Annotated in this window: 19 protein-coding genes and 2 pseudogenes; 10 read left to right on the top strand and 11 right to left on the bottom strand. The window is 65.5% G+C overall.

The genetic code is table 11. From position 1 onward, the window contains the following. Nucleotides 1-895: 895 nt before the first annotated feature. The 4 genes from EV382_RS14400 to EV382_RS14385 all read right to left on the bottom strand — a co-directional run bounded on the left by EV382_RS14400 (nt 896) and on the right by EV382_RS14385 (nt 7,301). On the bottom strand, nt 896-2,782 hold the full coding sequence (locus EV382_RS14400; protein WP_130402270.1) for a UvrD-helicase domain-containing protein: 1,887 nt from the start codon (nt 2,780-2,782) through the stop codon (nt 896-898). After that, on the bottom strand, nt 2,779-4,971 hold the full coding sequence (locus tag EV382_RS14395; RefSeq protein WP_130402268.1) for an ATP-dependent endonuclease: 2,193 nt from the start codon (nt 4,969-4,971) through the stop codon (nt 2,779-2,781). The genes EV382_RS14400 and EV382_RS14395 overlap by 4 nt, the downstream gene beginning before the upstream one ends. Nucleotides 4,972-5,466: 495 nt before the next feature. Beyond that, nucleotides 5,467-6,117 (bottom strand): hypothetical protein, encoded by a 651-nt coding sequence (locus EV382_RS14390; protein ID WP_130402266.1) that lies wholly within the window; start codon nt 6,115-6,117, stop codon nt 5,467-5,469. Then, nucleotides 6,114-7,301 carry an AAA family ATPase gene (locus EV382_RS14385; RefSeq protein ID WP_208758414.1) on the bottom strand — a complete coding sequence of 396 codons (1,188 nt, stop codon included), beginning with the start codon at nt 7,299-7,301 and terminating at the stop codon, nt 6,114-6,116. Before EV382_RS14385 ends, EV382_RS14390 begins: the two co-directional genes overlap by 4 nt. 314 nt (nt 7,302-7,615) lie before the next feature. On the opposite strand from EV382_RS14385, the gene EV382_RS14380 reads away from it, so the two are divergent. Further along, entirely contained in the window at nt 7,616-12,067 is a 4,452-nt protein-coding gene (locus EV382_RS14380) for an AAA domain-containing protein (RefSeq protein WP_130402262.1), read from the top strand. A 9-nt stretch (nt 12,068-12,076) separates the two neighbouring features. Continuing rightward, on the top strand, nt 12,077-12,895 hold the full coding sequence (locus tag EV382_RS14375; RefSeq protein ID WP_130402260.1) for a hypothetical protein: 819 nt from the start codon (nt 12,077-12,079) through the stop codon (nt 12,893-12,895). Between the two features lie 345 nt (nt 12,896-13,240). Here the strand turns inward: EV382_RS14375 and EV382_RS14370 are convergent, their stop codons facing one another. After that, nucleotides 13,241-13,648 carry a Fic family protein gene (locus EV382_RS14370; RefSeq protein WP_244236685.1) on the bottom strand — a complete coding sequence of 136 codons (408 nt, stop codon included), beginning with the start codon at nt 13,646-13,648 and terminating at the stop codon, nt 13,241-13,243. 284 nt (nt 13,649-13,932) lie between these two features. Continuing rightward, the gene (locus tag EV382_RS14365) at nt 13,933-14,478 is read right to left on the bottom strand and encodes a TetR/AcrR family transcriptional regulator (protein ID WP_130402258.1); all 546 of its coding nucleotides are present in this window, start codon (nt 14,476-14,478) and stop codon (nt 13,933-13,935) included. 177 nt (nt 14,479-14,655) lie between these two features. Here EV382_RS14365 and EV382_RS14360 point away from each other — a divergent pair, with 177 nt between their 5' ends. From EV382_RS14360 to EV382_RS14350, 3 genes are all read left to right on the top strand, one after another. Continuing rightward, nucleotides 14,656-15,498, top strand: a complete 843-nt coding sequence (locus EV382_RS14360) for an SDR family NAD(P)-dependent oxidoreductase (protein WP_130402256.1) — start codon at nt 14,656-14,658, stop codon at nt 15,496-15,498. Nucleotides 15,499-15,621: 123 nt separating this feature from the next. Continuing rightward, nucleotides 15,622-16,512, top strand: coding sequence for an SDR family NAD(P)-dependent oxidoreductase (locus tag EV382_RS14355; protein ID WP_130402254.1), 891 nt, complete (start codon nt 15,622-15,624; stop codon nt 16,510-16,512). Nucleotides 16,513-16,571: 59 nt separating this feature from the next. Continuing rightward, a complete protein-coding gene (locus tag EV382_RS14350; protein WP_130402252.1) occupies nt 16,572-18,020 on the top strand; it encodes an aldehyde dehydrogenase in 1,449 nt (482 codons plus the stop codon). Nucleotides 18,021-18,360: 340 nt separating this feature from the next. Here the strand turns inward: EV382_RS14350 and EV382_RS14345 are convergent. Continuing rightward, nucleotides 18,361-18,851 (bottom strand): annotated as a pseudogene (locus EV382_RS14345) (transposase); the annotation flags it as partial. Nucleotides 18,852-18,902: 51 nt separating this feature from the next. On the opposite strand from EV382_RS14345, the pseudogene EV382_RS33445 reads away from it, so the two are divergent. The 3 genes and pseudogenes from EV382_RS33445 to EV382_RS14330 form a co-directional block, all read left to right on the top strand. Then, nucleotides 18,903-19,156: pseudogene (locus EV382_RS33445) on the top strand (IS630 family transposase); the annotation flags it as partial. 305 nt (nt 19,157-19,461) lie between these two features. Further along, nucleotides 19,462-19,791, top strand: a complete 330-nt coding sequence (locus EV382_RS14335) for a PIN domain-containing protein (RefSeq protein ID WP_130402250.1) — start codon at nt 19,462-19,464, stop codon at nt 19,789-19,791. Then, complete coding sequence (locus EV382_RS14330) at nt 19,791-19,988, top strand: hypothetical protein (protein WP_130402248.1); 198 nt, start codon at nt 19,791-19,793, stop codon at nt 19,986-19,988. The genes EV382_RS14335 and EV382_RS14330 overlap by 1 nt, the downstream gene beginning before the upstream one ends. Before the next feature lie 230 nt (nt 19,989-20,218). Here EV382_RS14330 and EV382_RS14325 read toward each other — a convergent pair whose 3' ends face one another. The 3 genes from EV382_RS14325 to EV382_RS14310 all read right to left on the bottom strand — a co-directional run bounded on the left by EV382_RS14325 (nt 20,219) and on the right by EV382_RS14310 (nt 23,190). Further along, the gene (locus EV382_RS14325) at nt 20,219-20,491 is read right to left on the bottom strand and encodes a hypothetical protein (protein ID WP_130402246.1); all 273 of its coding nucleotides are present in this window, start codon (nt 20,489-20,491) and stop codon (nt 20,219-20,221) included. A gap of 312 nt (nt 20,492-20,803) precedes the next feature. After that, nucleotides 20,804-21,636 (bottom strand): IS5 family transposase gene (locus EV382_RS14320; protein WP_425271896.1). Its coding sequence is split into 2 segments (ribosomal slippage): nt 20,804-21,294 and nt 21,294-21,636, totalling 834 coding nucleotides; the frame shifts between segments, so codons are not numbered across the junction. 174 nt (nt 21,637-21,810) lie between these two features. Further along, a complete protein-coding gene (locus tag EV382_RS14310; protein ID WP_130402244.1) occupies nt 21,811-23,190 on the bottom strand; it encodes an SMI1/KNR4 family protein in 1,380 nt (459 codons plus the stop codon). 193 nt (nt 23,191-23,383) lie between these two features. Between EV382_RS14310 and EV382_RS14305 the strand changes: the two genes are divergently transcribed. After that, nucleotides 23,384-24,421: a DUF808 domain-containing protein gene (locus EV382_RS14305; protein WP_130402242.1), complete on the top strand. Its 1,038-nt coding sequence runs from the start codon at nt 23,384-23,386 to the stop codon at nt 24,419-24,421. A 410-nt stretch (nt 24,422-24,831) separates the two neighbouring features. On the opposite strand, the gene EV382_RS33440 is transcribed toward EV382_RS14305, so the two are convergent. After that, nucleotides 24,832-25,191, bottom strand: coding sequence for a recombinase family protein (locus EV382_RS33440; protein ID WP_244236684.1), 360 nt, complete (start codon nt 25,189-25,191; stop codon nt 24,832-24,834). A 71-nt stretch (nt 25,192-25,262) separates the two neighbouring features. Here EV382_RS33440 and EV382_RS33435 point away from each other — a divergent pair, with 71 nt between their 5' ends. Next, a complete protein-coding gene (locus EV382_RS33435) occupies nt 25,263-25,805 on the top strand; it encodes a hypothetical protein (RefSeq protein WP_244236683.1) in 543 nt (180 codons plus the stop codon). The last annotated feature ends 52 nt before the right edge of the window (nt 25,806-25,857 follow it).

The following is a 25,857-nucleotide window of genomic DNA, read 5'->3' as shown; positions in this document are numbered from 1 at the left end:
AGCCGGAACTCCGGGGCAATTCGCTGACCTGGAAGCGCAGCTACGCGAACTGACCCAAGCCCTAAAATCCGCTGCATCAGCCACCCAGGAATTCCGGCCAGATCCAGTCGGTGGACTTGAACGTCCCCTCTGAGGGCGTGCCACCGCCCGTGACCATCGAATCACCCAAGCCTTGGAGAAGGAGTGGGGCTTGCTCCTTAGATCCGAGGGGCGATCGTAATCAGCGCGTTGGAGGACTCGGGCGGCATTTCCTGAGGAAGCGGTCGCTGTACGAGGCAGTTGGCGCGGGGCTGGGTAGATGTCGAGCGGCCCCGCACGAGCTTGGCGCGCCGCTCCCGCTGCCTCGCGCTACCGACGGCCGCCTGGTCTTGGCAGTGGGCCTCACCTGCTGGCTTCGGCCGGACATGCACACCTCGGAGGAGCGGATCCTGTGCCACACCTACGGCTGCGCTATGGATCAGCACGTGTTGGTTCCTGGCTGGCCATACTCGCTCGTCACGGCGTTCGAAACCCGGTCGCAGCTTTGGGACCGCGTCGTTGGACGTTCAGCGGCTCAGGCCATCGTCATCGCCGGGTAGTGCACAACTTGTGCGGCGGCTCCTCATGGCGGGACAGTGGAGCGTCGGTGACCCCGAAAACCCTCATCGTCGCTGACCTCGGCTACGACACGTCCCGGCCGGCGTACTTGTTGGGAACATACCGGTGCAGGTGCCGGGCCGTATGCGCTCCGTTCGCGTGCTGCGTCGCGTGACCCCGCCCCCACAGCCCCGGCACGAACGGTCGATCACCCCGCCACGGCGGCGAGTTCATCCTCGGCCTTGCTGCCAGCGCCACCCACCGGGACGAGTCTTCGAAACAGGCGCGGACCAGCAGCTACAGGTCTGCGCTGCATCCTCTATGGGATGCTGGGATACGCGCCACGTACGCTGGCGAGGTCGCTCAGAGTCAGTGGTTCGTCTGCTAGGCCGGACACCTTGAGGGACAGAATCGCGGCTTCGACGTTGTCCGCGTAGACGATGACGGCGAGTTCCTCCCGGGCGCGTGAGACGCAGACGTACAGCAAGCGCCGGCTTCGTTCGACGGTGGTGTCTTTGCCGTTCGCCTTGTTCTCGCGGTCAGTTTGCGACAGTGCAGTGAGTCCGAGGAGTTTGTCGTAGGAGTATGCCGGCAGGACTCCTTCGGAGTCGTCCAACAGGACGATGACCCGCGGGAACTCGGCACCTTTCGTCGCGTGTTGCGTCGAGTAAGGCGACTGACGGCTGACATAGCGAAGATAGCCCTGGAGCTCCCGCACGTCGCAGGTCATAAACGCGTCGAGGATTTCTCGGGCCTTTTCGGACAAGACCTGGTCGCCGTGGGGTCCGTCGGGGTCCAGGTAGCGGGCGAGTTGCGGAACCGGGTCGATGAGCTTGGTGTGGTGCGCGAACCGTAGCGTCTTCCCGACAGAGCCGGGGCCGCCGGCGGCGACGAGGTCGCGTAGATCAGTCACGGCTTTGCGCGCGGACGTTAGTCGCTCCCGCACGACACCGGCTCCGGTGAGGTCGTCGCGGATCAGAGCACTGTGCTTGCGCAGGATACGGAGCGTGGCGTGGTCGTTCGAGGGGTCGCACAGGGGAAGGATCACGTTGGCGAACGGCGTGATGGGCCAGGCTGTGCCTTCGATGAACGCGGTGGCCAGTGCGGGCGGGTTCTTCGGGTGGAACGCCGCGTGCAGGTCGGCGAAGCCGAGTCGCCGGGCCGCGAGCTTATGCATGGCGACGAGGATCTTCACACCGTCGGGCCCGTCGGCGGCCCAGGCGTCGTTCGAGGTGCGGTGCGCGAGCCAGCGGCGTACGGCGTCCATGCTGGCGACACGGTCGGCGTCGGTAGGTAGAACAATGAAGTATGCGTCTCCATCTGGGGTGAGGGCATCAGGTCGGCCCGGTGTCTGCTTGTTCCCGTCGGCGCCGGCTCGCACCCGGTTCACGACCTCGAGCACGCGGCGCGAGGAGCGGAAATTTTCGGGCTTGTTGATCAGTGCCCAATCCGGTTCGGCCGGTACCTGGCCGATGCCCGTGGGGTAGATCTGCTGCATCGGGTCGCCGAAGAATCCCAGGCAGAAATCGCTCTTGACGGTTTTGTACGTGTGGATGAGGCTTGCGACGACGTTCGCCTCTGTATCTTGGCTTTCGTCGACGAAGACGATCGGGAAGCGCGTTGCGATGACCTTTGCTAGCAGCGGTTGCTCGATGAGCATCCGCGGAACCATCTTGAGGACATCCGCGTGGCCGATCTGCCCCCTGCCGTAGTCGGGCCCGACGCTATATGTGAACTTGCGGACCGAGCGGAGCGCGGCTAGCTGACGTTGGTAGCGAGTCCAGTCTTGGGTCATCGTGTCACGCTTGGCGGGTGTCTTCGCCTTCTCGATCTTGCCGCTAAGCTCGTCGAGCTTGGCTGTGAGTTGGCGTTTGATCCAGGCACCGATGTCGGACTGGAACGGTGCGATGGCTTCCCAGAGGAAGCTATGAATCGTCGATACATAGACCAGAGGGTCGTCTTGGACATCGCCGTGGATCTCGGCTACGGCGACCTCGGTGTAGGTGATGCAGGCTATCCGCTGGGTGCGCGCTCGGAGCTGGGCACGGCGGGTTGCTGTCACATGAGCGAGCGCCTTGACGAGTGAGGTGGTCTTGCCGGAACCCGCCCCGGCGGTAACGATGAACCCGGCTTTGCCCTTGCTGCCGAGGACGTCGCGGATCCGTCGATCGGCGTCCGTGTCTTGGGCATCGATCCGGCGGGTCATTCACCGACCTCGGCTTCGATCGAAGTCAAGGGTGCGGTTTCGGGCGCGACGACAGTTATCCGGTCTCGTAGCCAGTAGAGACCGTCTGCAATGTACTGCGGCGCAGTCCATTGTTTGTGGTCCTTGGTGATGAGTGCGAGGGCGAAGTCGGTCTTGTCGAACGACTTGACGCGCTTGTGGATTTCCTCGTGTATGCAGTCCAACGTCATCGCCGCTGCTCCCGCAACGCGGAGCCGGAGATCGGCCTGTGCCTCATCCTGGCACCACGCGAGGTTCTCCATGGCGAATGCTTCCTCGAAGGTGCGACCAGCTAAGGCTGCCTGGTGCTCACCCCACGTGATCGGCCGGCGGGTTTGGTATGCGACCCGGATGCATCCCGGAGTGCCGGCAGCGGTCAACGGGGACTTCGTAGCCTCGTCCGCATCGAGAAGCTGATCGATCAGCCGCATACGGGGAATCCATGAGGCCAGGGTTTCGTTGCTCGTAACCGCGCCCGCCTGCGTCGTCATACACGACGACCTAGCTGCAGGCACGTCGGCTGAGTCGGTCGTAGCAGCGGCGGGGTTCGGCCCTCGCACGCTGTCGACGTCGGTGATGACCAGTGCGGGAAGTTCCAGGAAGTTGATCAGTTCCTGGAACTTGTGGGCATAGGCCCCGCCGACCTCAAGGATCGTGAGGTGGCTTGACTGAAGCTCAGGCGCCGCCTTCTGAATGATCAGTGGCAGCAGGAGCCTTTCGACATTGCCCTCGACCAGAATCGCAGCGTCAGCGAAGAACAGGTCGCAGTGAGTCAGCTTCAGGTACTGCCGAAGGAACTGCCTCGTATCGACCTCCGCCGTCTCCCGGAATGTCATCAGATCCTTCACGTCGGTGTGATGGACATTGCCGTCGACGCCGGTCCGCTTGAAGTATCGAATTGGCTCAAACGACTTTTCGTAAATGACGTGAGCGGAGTGTGTTGTGACGATCATTTGAGTGACGAAAGCAGGCTCAACATGGGGAAGGATTTCACGGATTTTACGGATGAACACTTGTTGCAGTTGAGTGTGCAGATGCGCCTCAGGTTCCTCGATGAACACTAGGTGGATTGGGGGCCGTTCACCTTCGGCGTCGATCCATCGATGGTGAAAGTCCAAAACCTCGACGACCATATAGATCAGGTTCTTGAAGCCGAGTCCGTTGTACTGGTCGGGCAGCGTTCGCTCAGCTGCATCCATCGAGCCGTCGGCCGCAGGTAGAGCGTAGTGAACCCGGGCACCGCTGTTGAGGACGCTCTGGGCGTTGAAGGCAGCCTTCACGACCAACCGCGGATGGGCGAAGCCTGGATAGCCGAGGTCGGCAAGCTTGTCCAAGGTCGACTCAAAGACTTTCGCGAAGTGTTCGTTAAGGTGGCGTTCCGAGTCCGCGATTGCCGCGACGGCCGCGAGATCATTCTCCCGCTGTTCGAGATTGCGGGCGTAGAAGCCGCTCAACTTGCGAGACAGGTCTTCGGCTCGACCCCGGCTGTCGCCGTCGACCAGGTGACGCTGAGCGTCAAGGAAGTCAACTTTGATCAACGAGTCGAGCTTGACGCCGAGGCGGCTCGCGTTGCCGGGCGCAGTGTACGGGTCGTATCCCGCAATCGGCTCAAGCCGCTCGTCGCAGTGGCTGGCGTCCAAGATCGCGTATGTGATCTCGTACTCGTGCCGCAGTTCCCGGCTTAGATAGTCAGTCAGCGACCGCGGCCATGGTTCGTAGTTGGAACCCTCTGGGCGTTCGACGGCCAGCGCCCTGTTGCGGTACTCCTCGAAGTTCTCGATGAGGGCCTTGGCGTTCCTGGGCATGTACGAGAGGCGGATCCCCACCAGGCCGGAATCCCAACTCAGATTGGGTAGGAAGTCGACCACGCGGTGCAGGTTGTCATCATCACCGTTCAGGTCGAGCCAAATGTCCAAAACGATGCGCGGAAGTCGCTCGTGGGGATCATCCGAAGCCGCGTCGAACGCGTCGAACTCCGCCCAGCAGTCGGCAGTGAAGTCGTAGAGCCGGAACCGCTCTTTCTCGGCACCAAGGAACAGTCGGAATACTTGGGCGGCCGAGGTCTTCCCACTATTGTTCGCGCCAACGAAAACCGTCGTCTCGGGGTCCAGATCGATCCTGACGTCGCGCAGCCGCCGGAAGTTCTTCACGCGGAACGTCTTGACGTACACGCCGCTCCATTCGCTGCAAGGGCGCGCCGCGAAAGAGCGCGCGTTCAACCGTCAACGTTCAGCCTTCTGCCGAGCGTCACATTCAAAATCCTGCTAGGGCCCCTTATGGCGGCCGGCTTCACCTCCGCTGCCCGGCCCAATCCAGCCAGGCAAGACGTCGTCGCGTTGAAACCAAATGGCCCGAATGTGTCCTAAACGAGTGCGATGCTGGTGAGATCCAATGAGGATCTACCACCAGATGTGGAAACGCCAACACCGATAGTGTCAAGTAGGCGACTGAGCCTAGGGGGCCCTGGAGCCATTGGGCCATCTCGAAGCCCCACTTCTTGTCGTCGCGACAGGCGGCGGAGGCCCACGCCGCCCTCATCGACCAGGCAAGCGGAGGAGGTGTCGACGCGCCAGGACGAAGGCAGAGAGGCCAGCCGACGCCTCGTTGCTGTGCTGTCTGATGCGGGTAATCGGCGCGCCAAGCGAACCGGCGACGAACGACGCTGCCTACAACTGCTTGACCTTGTCGAGGAACGTCTCCCAGCTGGCGCTACGGGCGAACCAGGGGGCCGTCAGCTGACCGAGGGTCACGATCTTCTCGGCGATCGCGATGCTGTCGGCCTCCGTGTAGGTCTGGAACGATGGCCGCGCGCCCGGTGGTGTGACTGCCTTCTTGAGTTCTTCCTTGGCGTTACGGATCTTGCCGACGTCCCGTCCGGCGAACTGGTCCGGGCGGCGCCAGGTAGGGCGGATCGCGTGTACCGCGTCGGGGAACAGGAACCACCACGTCTCCATCTCCCATGCCGGCACGACCGCAAGGACGGGCCACCGCAAGGACCGGTGGCTGTCCTCGATCTTCGTGATCAGCTTCTCGTGCGCTGGCTCCACCTCGTCGGCGTCCTCGTGCATGAGGACCGCGCGGATCGGTGTGTTGACATCTACGGCCCGCAGCAGGGCCGCAGCTTTGCTCGATTGGCTCGGCAGCCGCTGCAAGGGGACGTTACGCACCAGCGACATTGGCTTGCGCAGCGGCTTCAGGGACCCGCGAGGGATGTCGGTGCGCAGCGCGGCCACCAAGATCTGAATCGTCTTGCGGTCGTTGTCGTCTTCGCCGAGGATCACCACTACCGAGCGATGCTCACCCCGCTTCGCCGTCATTCCGGGCAGCCCCCGAGAGCGCCGGAGAACCACAGCTCGCCCAGTCCAAGCTCGCCGTTGAGCTCCTGCTCCATGGCCTTCACGGCCTCCGGGTCGATCGCAGGGATCCTCGACGCGGCATCATCTCCCCGCTCGCACACGATGAGCTCGTCCGGCGTCAGCCGATTCACCAGCGCGGGGGAGTGAGTGGCGATTAGAAACTGCGTGCGGCTGGACGCTTCGCGCAACAGTTCGACGAGCCGGTCAAGGATGTGCGGGTGCAACCCGTGGTCGATCTCTTCGATGCATGTCAGTCGTGGGGGAGACGGATCGTAGAGCAGCGCGAGCAGCGCCAAGGCGCGGATGGATCCATAGGAGGCCTCTTGCAGCGTGGTGGCCCCGGACAGGCCTCGCTCGACCAGGGTGAGGACCGTTCCTTCACCGGCTCCACCGATCGCGGTGAATTCCAGACGGTCGAGACCGGGAATGAACGCACGGGCGTCGCGTTGCAGAGCGTCGAACCGGTCGGCATGTCGCTCGGCAAGGAACGCGAGGAACGCGGCGAGGTTACTCGCGTCGTTGTGCAGACGCTCACTTGCGCGTTCCTGCGACGGGCGGCGCGCGGCAGCGACGTCAACGTCGAACACGCGGAAGCCGGCGAACAGGTTCGCCAGCGCCTCCACCTGCTCGCCGCCGTCCTCGGGGCTGAGCTTCGGCAGTGTGGACAAGCCGAGGGATCCTTCCCGCAGACTCGCGGTGTCTTCCCCACCTTCCGGCTTGTGGAACGTGATTAGGCCACCCTTGACCGTGATGCGTCGGCCAGGGCCAGCGGTCCGTTTGAACGCGAAGCTCTCCGCGCGCCGCAGGTAGTACCGTTCCCTCTCGCTGCGACCTGACTTGAGCTTGTCGGAGGAGAACTCGAGCGTGTAGGTGTCGGTCGCCTTCAAGGAGCTGTTCTTCGTGACCGCAGCCTCAACTTCGATGCTGATCGTCTGCCGAGACCCCTTCGCAGCCCGAAACACCACCCGATCGAACCCTGCCCGGCGGTCGAGCGCCGGTGCCAGGTCGTCACGGGTGGCATCGCCAAGGAACGCGATGACGTCGAGGAAGTTTGACTTCCCCGCGCCGTTCGGGCCAACGAGAACGTTCAGCGCCCTCAGGTGAACCTCGACATCGCGAAGGCTCCGGAAGTTGACTACCTTCAACCGGAGTAGGTATGGGGGACGCCGGACAGCCACGCCCGCAGCGTACCTGGTTGATCACGGTCGAGATGAGCGACGCGCGACCCGCGCAATAGCGCGTCGTCAGCCCTGGGACAAAGATGATCGCCCAACGACGCCTGCCATTGCCGCCGTATCCCATCACCCAAGATCAAGGGTAAGCATCCGAACACCGCCCGGTGAGCCAGGCCAGCGGCATGGACCGGGTGGCTTAACTGGTGTCGTTCATCTGTCACGAGGCTGCGTGCTGTGACTGTTTGCATGCATCCTGTTGGGCTGGGCGAGCCAGAGGAGGCGCAGTGCCGGACCCCGTTTCCCCGACAAGTCCGACCGTCAAACGGCTGACCCAAGGCCTTGTGGCGCACCTGCTTGCGCAGGTCAAGAGCAGTGAACGCCAGGACCGCGATGCTATCGATGACTCGAATGCCTTCTGGTTTCACGCGCCACCTCAGAAAGCGGCGAGGTCCAACGGGCCCGTAGTCATGCAGGTCGCCTACCCCCCACCGCCAGAACCGCCCATGCCCCCGGCGGCGCTCCGAGAATTACTGGACACGACGGACTACAGCAACGCCAGCGCACCTCCGCCGCGACTCCCCGCTCCTGCCGACGAAGACCCAGCTGACTCCGCGACTCAGGATGAGTTGACACGCGACTACGAGAGGTGGCTTGCCGCGTGGACAAAATGGGCCGAGCACGAACGCCGCATGGGGGAGCAGCGTGCGACCTACACCCACCTGGAACGGCTTCAGCGGCAGGTACAGCAGCGTGGCGACACCGAGGAGTTGGTCCTCGGCGTCGGCCTTGTCAGCTCCGGCATTGACGGTCGCTGGGATATCCGCCGTCACGTCCTGATCTGGGGCGCGACGATCGTTGGCGATCCTGCCACCGACACTCTGCAAGTCCACGTCTCTCTCGACGAACGCATGAAGGTCGAGGATCAGGACTTCCTTACCTCTCGAGACGGCTACCGCACCAATGGATCTGGGTCGCCGTGGTACGACGGCGACGTGCAGATACGCCCCTTCTCGCCGGAGGTGGTGAACTGGTTGCAGCGGTGGAAGCGCCGCCGGTGGGATCGTGCGCTGCCGTTCACCGAGGATCCGTGGGGTCCGCCGTCTCATGAAGAGCCAGGCGCTGCACAACTGACACTGGCGCCTGCTCTCTTTCTGCGCCGCCGCAATCGCAAGGGACTCGAACGCGTCTACGACGCCATCGCCGGTAGCCTTCAGGAACCGAGCGTTCCCACGCCCCTCGGGCTCGCGCAGCTCGTGGCCCCCATCGAGCCCACACAACGCCGCGCCTGGCTCACCAACACCCAACATGATCGACCCGTGAACAGCGCGGACCCACTGTTCCCGCTTGCCAGCAACCGAGAGCAACGCAGGGTGCTGGCCAAACTCAGCGACGACACCACCGTCGTCGTGCAGGGTCCTCCTGGCACAGGCAAGACCCACACGATTGCCAACCTCATCTGCGCACTACTCGCAGACGGTCAGCGATTGCTGATCACGAGCCAAAAGGATCAGGCGCTACGAGTGCTCCGCGAGAAGCTACCCGAGGAGGTGAGACGACTGTGCGTGCTCATGACCGGCATGCAACGGACCGAGACCGACGAGCTCGACCGGAGCATCACCGCGCTCTCGGAACTATCCTCGACCGTCACCGCAGACGAACTCGGCCGAGAAATCACCAAGCTTCGTGACCAGCGCTCGGACCTCACCACCGCACTCCAGCAGGCAATCCGTGACCTGCGGATCGTCCGCGAGCAGGAGTACTCGCAGCACCCCCCCTTTGCCCACGGCTACGGTGGCACGCTGGCGCAGATTGTTGAGCAACTCAACGCAGGCCGCGAACAGCACACCTGGATCGAACCGCTACCAGCCGGCGCCCCTGGTGACCCTCCGTTGTCCAACGATCAAGCTCGACAACTGTGGCAGCTACTCACCTTGGCCACGCCACACCGTTCCACGCGTGTCCGACAGCTGATTCCCGGCCCTGACATGGTTCCGCCCCCCGCCGACATCGCGACCATGGTCGCGACCATTACTGAAGCCGAACGGACCCTGGGCCCCGATCGCACCACCACAGCCTGGTCACTGGCAGCCCTCGACGACGCCACGCTGGCGGGGATCCAGCGGCACATCGAGGGCGCCGCCGATGCGCTCGCCACCTGCGGCCTATCCGACACCATCAACGACTGGGACGGCACGGACTGGCGCCGCACTGCTGCCGAAGCGCTCCTGGCAAGGCGCAGCCCGGCCTACTGGGAGGCACTGTTCAACGAGCTACGCGACGTTGAACCTCACGTCCGCGCCCTGGGAACCCTCAACGGTGTCGACATCGACCTCGGCACCATGCCCCTGACCGCAGTGAATCTCACCCGCCTGACCGGCCAAGCAAAGCGCCTGCGAAAGCACCTTTCCAGAGGCGGTCGCCTACGACGCTACTGGCAGACCAAAGCTCAACTCGAAGCCACCGACCTGCTACAAGCCTGCACGGTCGACGGTGCCCCACCTGCCACCGTGGCAGAGCTGACCGCGCTAACCACCCACCTTCAGGCAGAGGCAGCTGTCAGCGCCGTTCTGGAGGCATGGGCACCGGCCGGCGTGCCGACCGTGTACGGGCCGCTACGCCGACGAGTAGCGCACCTCAATGACATCTCGCACAACGCATCAGCGCTCCGTGCCCTCACCACAGCCCGCGACGCCATCGAGCAACTGTTGCGCCGTCACCAGATCCGCTTCGCGATACGCAGCCCCGACCACTGGGACCTTTTAGTCCGCGTCAGCCACAACCGACAGACCATCGCCGCGGCTCGGCACGCAACCGACGTCATGACTGAACTCACCAGCACCATGCAGGCATGGTCCCGCAATCCTGACGTCGCACCCGAAGTCGCCGACATCGCGGCTGCCCTAGCCAGCAGCGATATCGACCGCTACGCCGCCACCCGCACAAACCTCGATCACGCCAGGAACGACAAAGACCTCCAACAGCGCTGCGACGCGTTGCTCAGCATCCTGACCGACGCTCACCCGACGCTTGCTCAACAGATAACCGACAACCTCGACGACCCGACCTGGGCTCAACGCCTCGGCGACATCGAAGCCGCGTGGGCCTGGGGCGTCGCAGCCACCTACTACCAACTCGTCCGGCAGCCGAACGCCGAGCAAATCCACGAACTACAGATCGACGACCTTGAACTGGCACTCAACCGCATCACCGCCGAGCTCGCCGGGAAACAGGCTCTGCGGCATTGCCTGGAACGCATGACCGAACGGCAACGACAGGCCCTCCAGTCCTACAAGACCAACATGGGCAGCTACGGCCGAGGACAGGGCAAAAGCAAGGACCGCTACCTCAAGGCAGCGTTCGATGCAATGAGGGACGCCCAGCAGGCCGTCCCCGCCTGGGTCATGCCGCTGTCAGCCGTGACCGACACCATCCCACCGCAGCACAACACCTTCGACGTCGTCATCGTTGACGAAGCCAGCCAAGCCAGTATCGACAACCTCTTCCTGCTATGGCTGGCACCACGCGTCATCGTCGTCGGTGACGAAAAACAATGCGCCCCCGGGGCCAACTATCGAAACAACGACTCAGACGCCGTTCAAGAGAGTCTGGACCGCCACCTAGCTGACATGCCCATGAACCTCCGCAACGGCTTCCTCCCGAGCTCCAACCTCTACGAACTCCTAGCCTCCCGCTTCTCCGACGTGGTCAGACTCTCCGAACACTTCCGCTGCATGCCTGAAATCATCGGATGGTCCTCCGAGCAGTTCTACGACAAGAGACTCATACCGCTCCGCCAGTTCGGTGCCGACCGCCTCGATCCGCTCCGGGTTGTATACGTCGATGGCGCCGCAGAGGAAGGCCAGAAAGCCACTCTGCGCAATCAGGTCGAGGCGAACACGATCATCGACCATGTCCAGAAAATCATCGACGACCCCATGTGCCGCAACAAGAGCATCGGCATCATCGCCCTGCAGAGCGGCAGACAAACACACACCCTCGAGAAACTACTCAACGACCGCATCGACCGAGCTGACATCCGCCGCCGGCGGATCCGAGTTGGCCAACCACCCGACTTCCAAGGCGACGAACGCGACATCATCCTGCTGTCCATGGTCGTCACCAAAGCCAGGAGAGCACTCACCAGCCGCACTGAACAGCGCCGCTACAACGTCGCAGCCAGCCGCGCCCGCGACCAACTGTGGCTCTTCACCTCCGTGCCCGCTACCAGCCTCAACCCCACAGACCTTCGTCACTCCCTACTGAGCTACATGCTCCACCCCCCAGCGACCCTCACCATCGATCCCGACCTCGACGACATCACCCCCGACACCCGCACCGAACCCTTCACCTGCCTCCTGCAGCAACGTGTCTTCCTGGAACTGCGCCGCCGCGGCTACGCCGTCGTCCCGCACCACCCCGTCGACCAACGCGCCATCGACCTCGTCATCGTCGGCGACAACGGACGACTCGCCGTCGAGTGCGACACACCCACCCGGCCCCGACAACCAGAGCAAGTCCAGCAGGAACTACACCGCGAACGAGAACTACGGCGCGCCGGCTGGCAGTTCATCCGCATCCGCGACAGCGAGTACCTCTACGACCGTGACGCAGCCCTCGAACCGATGTGGCAGCAACTCAAGCAACGAGGCATCGAGCCTCGCTCATTGCCCGCAGCACCCCGTCAGCAACCGCAATGGAGACCCACCACGCTCTCCGACGACGAAGACGAACTCTAGGAGACCCGCGTGCTCGAAGGCATCGACGACAACACCCTTGACGAGATCGCCCGCATCGCCTGCGGCGGCGACGACTACCCCGTCTACCGCCGCGGGGCCGAGCTACCCAAACTTCTTCAACAGGCTGGCTGGGACAACGCCGCCCCATACAACGGAGAACAACGCCGCAACTGGCTCACTAGCCAACTCCTCCAACGGCGCAACACCCCCGGTGCCATCGACGCACTCGTGTGCCGCCTCGCCGACCGACGCGAGTACATCCACCGCAACGAGCCCCTCGCGGCCGCCGAAGTTACCAACCTGCTCAACGGCATCCTGGTCGTAGAAGGGTTCGAGGTTGCCCATAGCCAGGGGCGACCCGCCATCCGCCCGTGTAAACAGCCAGCCGACCAAGAGCAACAGTCACCAGACGTCATGCTCCACGTGACCATGGCCGACCTCGTCCGCGACGCCGACCTCGCCACCATCCTCGACAGCCGACTCAACGAGGCGCGGGTCTGCGACCGCAACGGCGCCTACTCTAGCGCCGTCATCATGCTCGGCAGCCTCCTCGAAGGCGTTCTGCTCGACGCCGTCAAGGCCCGCCTGCCCGGCTCGAGCGAACCACTCAAGAAGTGGAATCTGCACAACCTCCTTCAGACCGCCCACGACAACGAGTGGATTCAAGCCGACGTCCACGGTTTCGCCACCACCCTGCGCGAGTACCGCAACCTTGTTCACCCCAACGCGCAAGTAAATATTGGCCATGCTCCTGACCAAGACACAGTCAGCATGTGCTGGCCCGTGATTAACGCTGCCCTTAACGACTTGGCGGCGACGGCAAGCTAATCGCCACGGCCTCTATATGCTTCTCAACGCGCCACTCAATGGGGACGCGTCTTTGAACCAGGCGCGCGAGCTGGTACGTTAAGCGCATGAACACCCACGCTAAGCGTGGATGCTCTAAATATGTGTTCAGATCCCCCCTCGGACACCAAACTTCGTGGAAAATCACGATAAATAGGACAGGGTGGCTGTCCTATTTGGGATTACTTAGAACCAAATGTGGTAAATCTTGGAAGCGGCTGTCCGGCTAGGATTGGCCGCATCTGTCCAATTCGGTGACAGGAAATGGCGTCTCTTCGGCGCGCAGACGTCGCAGATTCATGGTGGTGAGCGTGCCGGAGTTGCGGCTCACCGTCGGTACGGGTCGATGATTTCCTTTGGGCGCAGCGCGGGGGCTGCGAGGTCGCGCAGTATCGGCGAGGTGAGGTAGAACCTGCCTCGGGTTTCGCCGTGTTGTTCGAGCATGCCTGCCCGGGCGAGGGCGCGAAGGTCGCGGGTTGCTTGGTCGTCGGTGAGGCTCTCATCGCGCTGATAGACAGTGCGGCGCACTCGACCGCCGGTGGCGGCCAGGTAGAGGGCGCTGACCGCCCGCTCGGGTAGCGCCGCGCGTCGGACCCAGGTGTCGAGCAGTTCCCAGAGCTGCGCGGCCTGATCGAGGCGTTGTCGGACCAGTTGGGCTTGTTGGTGATGAGCGCTTAGGCAGAATCGGATCCACCTGCTGGTGTCGTTGTCAGGCTGCCAGGTCGGACCGCCCACCTCGCCGAAGCGCGGGTCGAACTACACGCAAACGCTCCCGACGAAGCCGGTGCACCGGGCCGGTGGAGCTCTCGCGGGTCACAGTGAGGGCATCGAGCTGCGGCTGCGCCGTCGCCTTGGGCGCGATCCCAGGTCGTGTCGCCGCCGCAGGTGCGGCGCTGGCGATTGAGGAAGCGGCCCACCGCAACAACCAAGATCAGCCGTCAATGTGACACCGCCGACCCCTGGTGCCGGAGAAGCGGGATCCCGGACCGAGGCCGAACTTCGGTGGCGGCTCCCGGTTGTCACGACGGGCCGAGGCCGTTGAGGAAGGTCTCCACGACCAGGTCGGCCGCCCGTGGGGGAGCCGTTTCGGGGAAGTGATGGGCGGCGGTCTCCACCAGTTGGTTGAGGACCGCCCGCGCCCAGGCCGGGGAGGTGTCGGGGCGAAGGTAGCCCTCATCGGAAGCGCGTTTGAGGAAGTCATTCAGTCGCTGACTCTGCTGCTGACGTCGTCTGTCGGCGGCGGGATCCGCGCGCATCATGCGGCGCGTGTCGACGGGCCAGTCACGGCTGACCGGAATGATCCCTTCCACGTAGCGGTGCAATGCGACCGCTACCGGAGCCTCCGTAAGCCGCGAGTCGTCGAGGACTCGCTCCGCCGAGTCGAGCTTGGCCTGGAAGACGGCGCTGAGCAGGGCTTCGCGATTGGCGAAGCGGCGGTGAACGGTGGTGCGGTCCACTCCCGCCGCGCTGGCTATGGCGGAGATCGAGGTGCTCGGGTCCTCCGCCAGCAGGCGGGCCCCGGTGCGCAGGACGGCAGCGAGGTTGCGGGCGGCGTCAGCTCTCATGATAGCTCCAAGCGTAACAGTGGTAGTAGATAACCTCACGATCCTCCTCACCGAGGAGCTGTTCGAGTCCGTTAGTGCTACAGTCAAGTCGTGGTTAGGTGAAGATCTACCACGCATATCTCGCGGCACAGGCGGGCTGAATCCGAGTGGGTTCAGTTCTAGACAGAAGGAGGTGCCATGGCACGCACATGGCTGATCACCGGCGGTTCCCAGGGTCTCGGAAAGGCCCTCACCCTGGCAGCACTCGGGGCAGGCGATCGAGTCGCGGTGACCTCGCGCAACCCACATTCGCTGACGGACCTGACTCGGGAATACCCGGAGCGACTCCTGCCCCTGCTGCTGGACGTCACCTCGCCTGAGGCGTGCCGCGACGTGGTCGCGGCGACCGTCGACAAGTTCGGTTCCCTCGACGTGGTGATCAACAATGCCGGTTACGCCGCCAGCAGTTCGGTGGAGGACTTCCCGGAGGATGAGTTCCGGGCACAGGTCGACGCAAACCTGTACGGAACCATCAACGTGACCAGGGCGGCGCTGCCCGTCCTGCGCCGCCAGCGCGCCGGACACATCGTGCAGATCTCGTCCATCGGCGGGCGGGTCGGCGGCACCCCAGGCCTCAGCGCCTACCAGACGGCGAAATTCGGCGTCGAGGGCTTCTCCGAGGTGCTGGCGAACGAGGTCGCCCCGCTGGGCATCAAGGTGACGATCGTCGAGCCGGGCGGCATCCGTACCGGTTGGGCCGCCGGGGCCGCGACCGCCTCCGGCCAGCTCAGCGAGGGCTACGAGCAGACCGTCGGCGCGTGGTTGGAACGGTTCGCGGCCTACGCCGGCAACGAGCCTGGTGACCCGGCCCGGATGGCCAAGGCGATCGTCGACATCCTCGACGTGCCGGAGCCCCCGCGCCGACTGCTGCTCGGTAGCGACGCCCTGGAGATCGCGTTGAACTCGGGCGAGGAGCGCAACACGGAGGCCCGGACGTGGGCCGAGGTCAGCCGTTCCACGGACCACCCGGTTAAGTCCTGACCGCCAGAGCCCGGCGACCTGCGGACTGTTCGTGGCCGAGCATGCGCTCAGGTCGCTTGTCGCGGCTCGGTGTGGAGGGCGCAGCCGTGCCCCGAAATTCCGTGAAAGTGTGGGTGAGACGCAATGACAAAGACACTCTTGGTGACCGGAGCGGGCGGAGGCCTGGGTCGGCACCTGGTCGATGTCGGGCTGCAGGCCGGGCACAACGTGCTTGCGACGGATTTGACCACCGACGTCCTGCCGGTGCCGGACCAACAGCAGGACCGGTTGCGCGTACTCGCCGTCGACGTGACCTCCAGCGCTGACGCACGGACGGCGGTCCAGTACGCGGTCAGCGAGTTCGGCCGCCTCGACGTGCTGGTGAACAGCGCCGGATACCGCAGCGTCGGCTCGATTGAAGACATGCCGGAGGACGAGTTCCGCCGGACCGTCGAGATCAATTTCTTCGGTGCGGTCAACATGGTGCGGGCCGCCCTGCCGGTGTTACGCCCACAGCGCTCCGGCAGCATCGTGAACGTCTCGACGATTGGCGGCCGACGCGCCCAGGCCGGCCTGGCGGCATATCAGGCGGCCAAGTGGGCGCTGGGCGGTTTCACGGAGATCCTCGCACGCGAGGTGGAGACGATCGGCATCCACGCCACCCTGGTCGAGCCGGGCGGCATTCGGACGCCGTGGGCGGCTGCCCCGATGTCCGTGCCGCCCATGCAGGACGAGTACGACGAGACAGTTGGCGCCTTCGTACGGACGTACCGTGACAATCAGGACGTACAGCGCGGCGATCCAGCAAAGATGGCGCGTGTGATCCTGCGGATCACGGAGGAGCCGCAGCCGCCGGTTCGGCTACTCCTGGGCTCGGACGCGGCCTGGCTCGCGCCGCTGATCGCCGAGGCCAGGGCCACGGAGGACGCCGCGTGGCGTGAGGTGAGCCAATCCACGGATCTCGACGGTCTCGGCGACTTCGCCGAGACCTCGGTCGCCAAGATGGTCCGCCCCCCAACTTTCCCAATCAGCTAGGGCGCACGCCCCACCGCCTGATGCCCGATTTCCCTCCCCTCACTAGAAAGACGTGACTGATGATTGTCCGCGACAAGCTCTACATCGGCGGTACCTGGATGACGCCCAGCAGTTCGAAGCTGCTGGAGATCCGCTCCCCGCACGACCAGTCCGTGCTCGGCCAGGTGGCCCAGGCCGCCAACGCCGATGTGGACGCGGCTGTCGCCGCCGCCCGTGCGGCGTTCGACAACGGGCCGTGGCCGCATACGATGCCGGAGGAGCGCCAAGAGGTCATCCGCCGCTACGACGCGTTGCGCGCCGCGCGGGCCGACGATATTGCGGCAGCGATCTCGGCCGAGAACGGATCGGCCGGCTGGTTCACGAAGGCCGGTCAGCCTTTCCTGACCCGGCAGGTCAACGCCTACCTGAAGGCGGCCGAGGAGTTCGGCTGGGAAGAGGTCGTCGAGCCCTCCGATCCCACGGTGGCTTTCGACACCATCGTTCGGCGCGAGGCGATCGGCGTGGTCGCCGCGGTCATCCCGTGGAACTCGCCGTTCTCCGCCGCCACCGCCAAGCTGGTGCCCGCGCTGCTGGCCGGTAACACCGTGGTACTGAAGGTCTCCCCGGAGAACTCGCTGAGCATGATGTTGCTTGCCGACCTCTGGCACGAGGCCGGCCTGCCCGATGGCGTGCTCAGCATTCTGCCGGCGGACCGGGAGACCAGCGAATACCTCGTCTCGCACCCGGACGTTGACAAGATCTCGTTCACTGGGTCGACCCGGGCCGGCCGTCGTATCGCCTCGATCGCCGGGGAGCACCTCAAGCGGGTTGGCCTGGAGTTGGGCGGCAAGTCTGCCGCCATCATCCTGGCCGACGCCGACCTGCCCGCGGTGATGCAGGGGCTGCGCTTCGGTTCCCTGGGCAACAACGGCGAGGCCTGCATCCTGCAGACCCGGATCCTGGCTCCGCGTAGCCGCTATGACGAGGTCGTCGCGGCGCTCAAGGAGATGGTGGAGTCGCTGAAGGTCGGAGATCCGTCCGAGCCGGACACCTTCGTCGGCCCGATGATCCGGCCGGACCAGCAGCAACGCGTGATCGACTACATCAAGCTGGGTATCGCGGAAGGCGCCCGCCTGGTGACCGGTGGCCCCGAGGTGCCCCAGGGCCTGGAGCAGGGCAACTACGTCACCCCGACCGTCTTCGCCGATGTCAAGAACAGCATGCGCATCGCGCAGGAGGAGATTTTCGGCCCGGTCCTGGCTGTGATCGCCTATGACGACGAGGACGAGGCAGTGCGGATCGCCAACGACTCCGACTACGGTCTCTCCGGTGGAATCTGGACTACGAGCCCCGAGCGGGCCCTGGACATAGCCCGCCGGCTGCGTACTGGCACCGTCACAGTGAACGGCTCGCCGATCAGCTTCGACGGCCCGTTCGGCGGTTACAAGGCCAGCGGCCTCGGTCGCGAGTACGGCAAGGTCGGCCTGACCGGCTACGTCGAGCACAAGACGGTCACCCGCCTGCGGTGACAGCCGACGGCGGGCTTTGAATCGCTGGTGCGCCCCGGTCCCCGCCGGCCGCATCCGTGGCGCTCACCACCTGCGCCCCCGCTCGGCCGCAGGCAAGGTGCCCCAACTCCTCGCGACTTTCGTCGGGCAGGAAATCCAGTGCCAGGCCCCGGAGGATATAGCCCAGCGGCGGCGCGCAGGTCTCCTTCGAGGATTAGCCTCGGTCTTTCACTCGAGTGGGAATCCATAGCTGCTGTTCGATGAAGTTGGTTGCGTTTCTGTTGCCGCTTTGTTGGCATGCTGAGGGCCCGGCGCGGGGCCGGGTTCCTCCGTGTTGCTGGTTGGGGCGTGGGTCTCGAAGTCAGCCGGTGGGTCGGGGTAGTGCGGCGAGCTTGTTGAATGCGCTGGTCAGGGCGTCGGTCCAGGGCCAGTTGGCGGCGATGGCGAGTCGTGTCCGGCGGGCGGTGCGGGTGATTCGGGCTGCGACGTGCAGGAGCCGGTAACGCAGCTTCTTGGGCTCGGCTGTGGCCAACTCGCCGTCCAGGAGCAGGTTCTGGGTCCAGGCGAGCAGGTCGATACCGGTCAGGGCGAGTTGCAGCCAGGCCTGGTTGATAGCGAACACCCGGGACGGGAACCGGCCGAAGCCGGTGTTCTTGCCGGTGCGGATGCGGTCTTCGACGCGGGCGTGCGCGCGGTGTCGGGCCTCCAGGTGCTGGATGCTGCCGCCGCCGGGTGGGGTGTCGGTGGCGACGACCTGATGCCGCCAGCCTTCGATGGTGTCGAGGACAGTTGGGCGCCGGGGTGCGGGCGTTCTCAGCGGACCAGGAACCGGATGCCCTCCGGCCAGCCGGCGCCGGTGCCGGTTGGGCACCGGCAGGGCGTTTTCGCCGGCTGCCCGCGAACTGCTTCACCCCGTCCTACGCCTCCTGGGCCAACCCAATCGAGCCCAGTTCGGGCCGAAAGGGACCCTCGTCATCGCCGGCTCGAACCACCCCAACCACCCCGTTCTGACCCGGCGATTGCAGGCATACCTACCCTGGCGCAACGCCAACCTTCGTCACTCCGACGTCCTGGCCGCCCAAGGCCGAGAACGAGCCCGCATCCGCAGCGAACGACAACGACGCCGGGGCCAACCCGCCACTGACTCAACACAGTGAACGTTCGTGGTGACGGCAGGGACTTAGGAGTACCGCTGGGAACCCGCCGAAACCAGGGTCGACCTGCTCAGGGATGAGCCCGGGCTGACCGCAGACCCACGGTGGGACGCGCTGCTTGCCGCGCTCGCGGAGCACCTGCTAGCGCAGGCAGATCTTGCACCGCCCGCATGGGTCGATGCACGTGTTCTGCGCCGGGCATGGTTCCCGGCCGAACTGGCCATCCACCGGGCCGGCGCCCTGGCCTGGGCCCCGGCTGCATTCCGGAAGCACGGTGTGTACCTGTCCGTTCACGACCTGGCCGCGGCGTGAGCGGATCAGACAGCGTCCTCATGGGGCGCGCGGAACTCGAACGCGCGTTCACTCACCTGGGCGACCGGCTTGTCCGCCGCGGAGTCGTCGCTGACATCTTCATTGTCGGTGGTGCCGCGATGGCGCTCGCCTACGACGCGAAACGGGTCACCAGGGACGTCGACGCAATGTTCGTCCCGCACGGAGTCGTCCTCGATGAGGCGCGTGCAGTCGCCGACGAACTGGGCCTGCCGCCGTGGTGGCTCAACGAGCAGGCCAGCGTGTATGTATCCGGCAAGGACGACCCGGGCAAGCGGCGAGTCTTCGACCACCCGGCCTGCGCGTGATGGCTGCCTCTCCGGAGCACATCTTCGCGATGAAAGCGCTCGCGGCGCGAACCCGCGACGTGGACGACCTTCGCGCCCTGGCGGCGCTGGCCAAGGTAACGACGGTGGACGACGCTATACGTCTGTGCGCCGACTTCTACCCCGACGAAGCGATCTCGCCACGAGCATTGGGAGTTATCCGCGAACTTTTCGGATGATTCGGACCCCTGGCAGCGCGGCGGTCAATGTGATCACTTCCGATGGCTCAGGCGCGCTTGCTACCGAAGAACGCGAGCGGCACGGGTTGCCGTCAGCGCCGGTCGACTGAAACCCACCAGGACCCCTGTGGTCGCCCGAGTGAGTTGCCAGCTTCGGGACGATTCGGGGTCCTGGTTGTCTTAGGTCGACACGCGACCGTAGAAGGCGAAGGGCGTCGGTTGAGGGGTGGTCATCCGTCCTCCTCGATCGAGTTGTCCGTGCGATGGTCGTTGACCCGTCTGAGCAGTTTCAGCAGCGCGGCAGCGGCGCCGGGGTGCAGCTCGGGCGGTTGGCGGGGAGCCTCCACGTTGATGAAGTGGGTCGTTGTGCGGCCGTCGATGTTGCCGACCATCCATGAACCGTTGTCTTGCCTCGGCTGGTCAAGTCGCTTGTCCGGTGCCGCGCCCGTTGGCGGGTCGGGCTCCTTGCGTTGCTGATGTTGGTGATCGAAGGGCAGGATCATGCACCTCCGTCCGGTGGTTGACCCGCCCTCGACAGCGGCCGGTACTCCTGCATCGTTCGCTCCTTGGCCTCGCCGAACCTGATGTGAAAGAAGGCGGGCTGGTGTGAGATGCGGGTACTGGCGTCGTGAGTGGCCCGGGTGGCGCTGCAGCTTGATGTGCCGGCGGCTCGCGCCGTGGCGGATAGCTGGGTTGTCATGGGAGAGGCCCTCCGAGGGCTGGGCGTGTGCCGGTTGCTCCGGCGGGCATGAAGAAGCGGCCGGTGCCGTCAGGCACCAGCCGCTGGTTGAGTGGGGCGGAGTTAAGACCGTGTGTCAGTTGGGCTTGTTGCTGGTCAACAGGTTGAGTCGGTCGGCGCGGCGGTAGCAGATGAGAGCGCAGGCCAGGCGCAGGAATCCGAGGTAGTGGGAAGCCTTCCGGTCGTAGCGGCGGACCAGCCGCCGGGACCGGGTGGTCCATTCCAGGCAGCGTTCGATCACGTAGCGGTGCCGGCCGAGCCGCTTCGATGACTCGATGCCCTTGCGGGCGATCCGCGCGGTGATGTTGCGCTCGCGGAGCAGCTCGCGGCATTCGCGGTAGTCGTAGCCCTTGTCGCCGTGCAGCTTGGCCGGTCGTTTCCGGGGCCGGCCGACCGGCTGGCGGATCGGCTGGATGCTGTCGACCATGTCCTCGAGCAGCTTGTGGTCGTTGATGTTGCCGGCAGAGATATCCACATGCAGCGGCAACCCGCCCCGCTCACCGACGACGTGAATTTTGGAGCCGGGCTTGCCCCGGTCGACCGGGCTGGGCCCGGTCAGGTCCCCCTTTTGAGCGCACGAACGTGCATGCTGTCGATACTCGCCCTTGACCAGTCGATCTGCCCGGCGACGCCGAGCACGTCAAGCGTCGCCTGGTGCAGCGCGCTCATCACTCCCGCGGCAACCCATTCGGCGAAGCGGCGGTGAGCGGTACGCCAGTGCACAGGGAACGACCCCGGCAACTTACGCCACGAGCAACCCGACTCCAACACGTACACAATCGCCGCGAGCATCGCCCGGTCATCGGTCCGGCGCCGCCCACCGCCTTGATGCCTTTCCGGGTGCGCTGGCAACAACGGCTGCGCGAGGTGCCACAACGCGTCCGGGCAGTACTTCTCCACGTCACTCACACCAGCTCAACGAATGACCTTGCACCTCAACAACCCCAAACGACACACGGTCTAAGGCTCTGCGGTTGTCAAGCAGTACTCGTCATACGCGGAGCCGCTGGCGCGCGCTGTCCGAGTACCCATCTTGGGTCCGGGCGTCCTTCAGCCCTCGTATCCGCCGGCCATTACCGTTGATCACACCTCGGGGTCGAGTTGGCGTTCGAGGATGGTCTGGGTGATCGAGGGGCGGTCCCAGAGGGCGAGGAGTTCGTTAGCGATGGCCACGATCGGAAGTGGATGTCGGTTGCCGTGCGCCTCGATGGCCGCCGCCGACAGGCTGCGCGGGACGGCGCCGGCATCGAGGAGAACGCGCCACTCCTCCGGCCCGAGTTCCAAATACTCCAGCCCGCTCAGCTTGGCGATCTCCAGCGGGTCGGCGAGCGTGCCGGGGTAGGCGGTGAGCGTCCGCAGGCGAGGCAGCCCGGTGATGGGGCTGAGGCAGAGCGGCTCACCGTCCCAGACGCCGATGCTCAGGACCTCCAGCCCGGGATGGGCGGCGGCCTGGACGCTTGTCAGGCTCCGGATGTTGACCCTGGCCACGGCCGGCGGCTGATCCTCGCGGTGGCTGGCGTGCCAGTTACTGCGCCGATGCATCACCAGGTCGGTGAGGGAGTCGGCGAGCAGGCTGGCGCCGATGTTCTGCTCGTGGTCGACCATGATGATCTGTCCCACGTGTCCGCGCGGGCCTGGTGTCAGGTCGACTGCGATCCGGTCGCCGCCGCCGTTGTCGCCGAAAGCGATCCAGCCGGGCGAGCCGACCACCCCCTGCACCGCGGCGTCAGGCGGGGTGACGACCGCCTCCGTTGCCGCGAACCGCCACGGGCATGGACGGGATGGCGCATCGACGATGCACAGCTCGTCGAGCGGGAAGAGTTCGCAGCCGACCGCACGCGCGACGCGCTCCGCTGCCGCGTAGTCGTCACCCCAGTCCTGCCACCGCCCCCTCGTCACCCGGTAGAGCGCCTTGAGCTCGTCGGGCAACACAACGCCGAGGCGCGCTTCCGCAGCAGCGATCTCCGCCTCGGTAGCGCCGGTAGCGCCGGGGATCCGCTCGCGGAGCGTCTGCTCCAGTAACGCCGGATCCACTGACGAGGCCGGCACCGCCCCGGGCGCCAGGTTGGGAGAGCGGCGCCAGGGCTCTGGGACGGCGCCCTCGACCAGGAGAAGCGAACCCGGGTACGGCCCGATGCCTGCCTCTACGGCGGGGCCGAAAGTGAGCAGGTAGAGCACGGTCCGCCCGGTCGCCGACATCTCCACCACGAACGAGATGCTGTCGAGACCGACGTCGGCCAGCGCGCTCTGCACCCGCTCCACCGCGTCGACCTCGTCCTGCATGTCCTCGACCTGGAAGGCTCGACCGGGCGGCGGGAACCGCGGCGGCAGCGGCAGACTCCACGCACGGTGGCCGATCTGTCCCGCAAGGTAGCCGCCGGGGATGGCGAGGCCCTCCGCGTTACCCGCCCGCAAAAGCCTCAGCAGCGGCTCCCAAGTAGCAAAATCATGGATTGAGGGCAACGCTGGCCTCCCGCCGCTCAGGGATCGTGGTGAAGGTGAGTATCACGGAACCACCACCCTATGGGCGGCTCTCTGTGGGCCAAGCACACCGGCCCTGCACCGCCTGCTGGTCGCGGCGCCCGCTGGCGTGCCGCGCGCAGAGACCTGAGCGAGAATGGGCCAGTTCGAACCGCAACCCTGGAAGGACTCTCCCTTGGCCGGTGGACTCGTAGCCCTGCTGGATGACGTGGCGGTGCTGGCCCGGGCCGCTGCCGCGTCGATCGATGACATCGGGGCGGCCGCCGCGAAGGCCGGCGCCAAGGCTGCGGGTGTCGTCGTCGACGATGCTGCCGTCACGCCGCAGTACGTGCGGAGCCTGGCGGCCGAGCGCGAGTTGCCGATTATCAAGCGCATTGCCGTGGGGTCGCTGCGCAACAAGTTCTTCATCATCCTGCCGGCGGTGCTGCTGCTCAGTCAGTTCGTGCCTTGGCTGCTCACTCCGATCCTCATGCTCGGCGGCGCCTACCTCTGTTATGAAGGCGCGGAGAAGGTGTGGGCCAAGATCGCCCATCACGGTGCCCCCGGCGCGGGCGAGGAGAAGGTGCAGGACGAGACGACACTGGTGTCTGGGGCGGTACGAACCGACCTGATCCTCTCGGCGGAGATCATGGTCATCAGCCTTAACGAGGTGATCGATGAGGCGTTCTGGTCCCGCCTGGTGATCCTGGCTGTCGTCGCCGTCCTCATAACCGTCCTGGTGTACGGCGTGGTGGCCCTGATCGTGAAGATGGACGACGCCGGGCTGCGCCTGTCGCAACGTTCCGGCGCCGTCGCCACGTTCGGCCGCGGTCTGGTGAGGGCGATGCCGGTGGTCCTCACCGTGCTGACGGTGGTCGGCACCGCGGCGATGCTGTGGGTGGGCGGGCACATCCTGCTGCTAGGCACGAACGAGCTGAACCTGCACTTCCTGTACGAGGCCGTGCACCACGTGGAGGTCGCCGCCCACGACGCCACGGGTGTCCTCGGCGGGCTCATCGGCTGGCTCGTCAACACGGTGGCCAGCGCGATCCTCGGGCTGATCGTCGGAGCGCTGGTCGTACTGGTCATGACTCGCACGCTGCACCGCCGCACATCCAAGGCTGCGGCTGCGACTGCGGCGGCCACGACTCGTACTGACGGCACCATCCCCGCGCCGTCAAGCCGTGCAGCTCGGCGTCGCGACGCCCCTGCGGACCGAGCGCAGCGCGGTTGACCGCGAAATCACCGCAACTCGACCACGGGGGTCAGGCGTTCTGGTGCTGAACCCCTTTGGTACTCCAGCCGCACCCGGTGGAGTCGGATGACTGGTCGGCTGTTGCTCACCTGGGTCGCCACCGGTTCGGTTCGAGGCGACCCGACTGGACTCCCCGGGGGAGCCGACGTGCCGTTATCCGGGACGCCCACCTCACGGGCATCGACGCGACCAGCCCTTTCTGGCTGCTGACCTCTTCGGTTTACCCGAAAAGGCCACCACAGCTAGGCTTGCGCGAGTCGGACACGTTAACCCCCACGGGTGGTCTTCACGGTCAGTGAAGCGCTTCGGTGGGGTTGCCGCTGTTCGGCGCTGGTGCGGGACCGCGGATGCCCGGTGCGCCGGCACCCGGGCAGGGATCTCGGTGATGGTCAGTGTTCCGCCGATTGCGCAGGTGACGTGCAGATCGTGCTCGAGTAGTGCGTCTGTGACGGCATGGGGGTCGGTGGCCGGGATGCCGATCCCATTCGGCGAGTTGTGTGATCGCTTTGGTTTCGTGGATGTAGACGTTGCAGGGCGTTGGCCTGCTGGGCGGCGATTAAGTCGTGTTCACTGACCAGCGGTGGATGCGCTATGTCCCGGGAGATCACCCACTGTTGCACCAGGCTCCAGCGGCGTACCTCCGATCGACCGAGGAGATCATCGGCGGCGTCGAGTGGGCCACGGTCGGTGTGTTGCCGGTTCCAGACCTGCCGGCCTGTGTAGCGAGGGTTGGCGAGGATCGCCGCCACCGTGCGTAGCGTCCATCCCGTGCCGCTGCGGTGCGGGTTGCGGCCGGATCGACGCGGGACGGGCAGGGCACATGCCGATCGTTGAGGTCGCGGGCGATTCCGGCGACGCTGAGGCCGGCGAGGCGCTGGGCGAACATCCACTGCACATGCGGTGCAGTGGATGGGCCAGGTTCCAGCCGGTGGGCCATGCGTCCCCATTTGGCGTGTGCCCGGTTCGGGTGCGGGCCCGCGTCGGCCAGCCGGTAGCCGTAGGGCGGTCGGCCACCGAGATGACGGCCTTGCTCGACCACCTGGGCGCGCATCGCCGCCTTGGTCCGAAACCGGGAGCGCTGGACCTCTCGTTTGGAGTGCACACCGAGCAGGGCCAGCAGCGACAGGTGGAACTCGTTGCTGGCGTCGACCGGGCCGTTGAGTTCGGGCAGCCACAGCTGCACGCCGTACAGGTTGAACAGCGGCGCGAGGTCGCGGAACTGGTTGCCGTAGAACGCTCGCCGACGTCGAAGAACTCGGCGACGATTACGCCCCGGCCGTCGATCACGTCCTCGGCGAAGTCACGTTGCCACCGCGCCGACGACAACCGGTCCTGGAACTCCCGCGTCGACATCCGGCCGTAGAACGCGAACGGGATACCCAGCGGCTTTGATGTTGCCTGGTACCGCGTCCGGG

This window comes from Micromonospora violae, assembly GCF_004217135.1.
GTDB classification, from domain to species: Bacteria; Actinomycetota; Actinomycetes; order Mycobacteriales; family Micromonosporaceae; genus Micromonospora; species Micromonospora violae.
The sequence above is the reverse complement of the archived record's forward strand: the minus strand, read 5'-3'. Positions and strand labels throughout refer to the sequence as shown.

What these genes read in the sequence shown, in the direction of transcription:
- EV382_RS14400 (WP_130402270.1), bottom strand. Translation starts at nt 2,782, where the DNA reads ATGACCCGCCGGATCGATGCCCAAGACACGGACGCCGATCGACGGATC.
- EV382_RS14390 (WP_130402266.1), bottom strand. Translation starts at nt 6,117, where the DNA reads ATGACGGCGAAGCGGGGTGAGCATCGCTCGGTAGTGGTGATCCTCGGC.
- EV382_RS14365 (WP_130402258.1), bottom strand. Translation starts at nt 14,478, where the DNA reads ATGAGAGCTGACGCCGCCCGCAACCTCGCTGCCGTCCTGCGCACCGGG.
- EV382_RS14360 (WP_130402256.1), top strand. Translation starts at nt 14,656, where the DNA reads ATGGCACGCACATGGCTGATCACCGGCGGTTCCCAGGGTCTCGGAAAG.
- EV382_RS14355 (WP_130402254.1), top strand. Translation starts at nt 15,622, where the DNA reads ATGACAAAGACACTCTTGGTGACCGGAGCGGGCGGAGGCCTGGGTCGG.
- EV382_RS14350 (WP_130402252.1), top strand. Translation starts at nt 16,572, where the DNA reads ATGATTGTCCGCGACAAGCTCTACATCGGCGGTACCTGGATGACGCCC.
- EV382_RS14330 (WP_130402248.1), top strand. Translation starts at nt 19,791, where the DNA reads ATGGCTGCCTCTCCGGAGCACATCTTCGCGATGAAAGCGCTCGCGGCG.
- EV382_RS14325 (WP_130402246.1), bottom strand. Translation starts at nt 20,491, where the DNA reads ATGATCCTGCCCTTCGATCACCAACATCAGCAACGCAAGGAGCCCGAC.
- EV382_RS33435 (WP_244236683.1), top strand. Translation starts at nt 25,263, where the DNA reads ATGCCGATCGTTGAGGTCGCGGGCGATTCCGGCGACGCTGAGGCCGGC.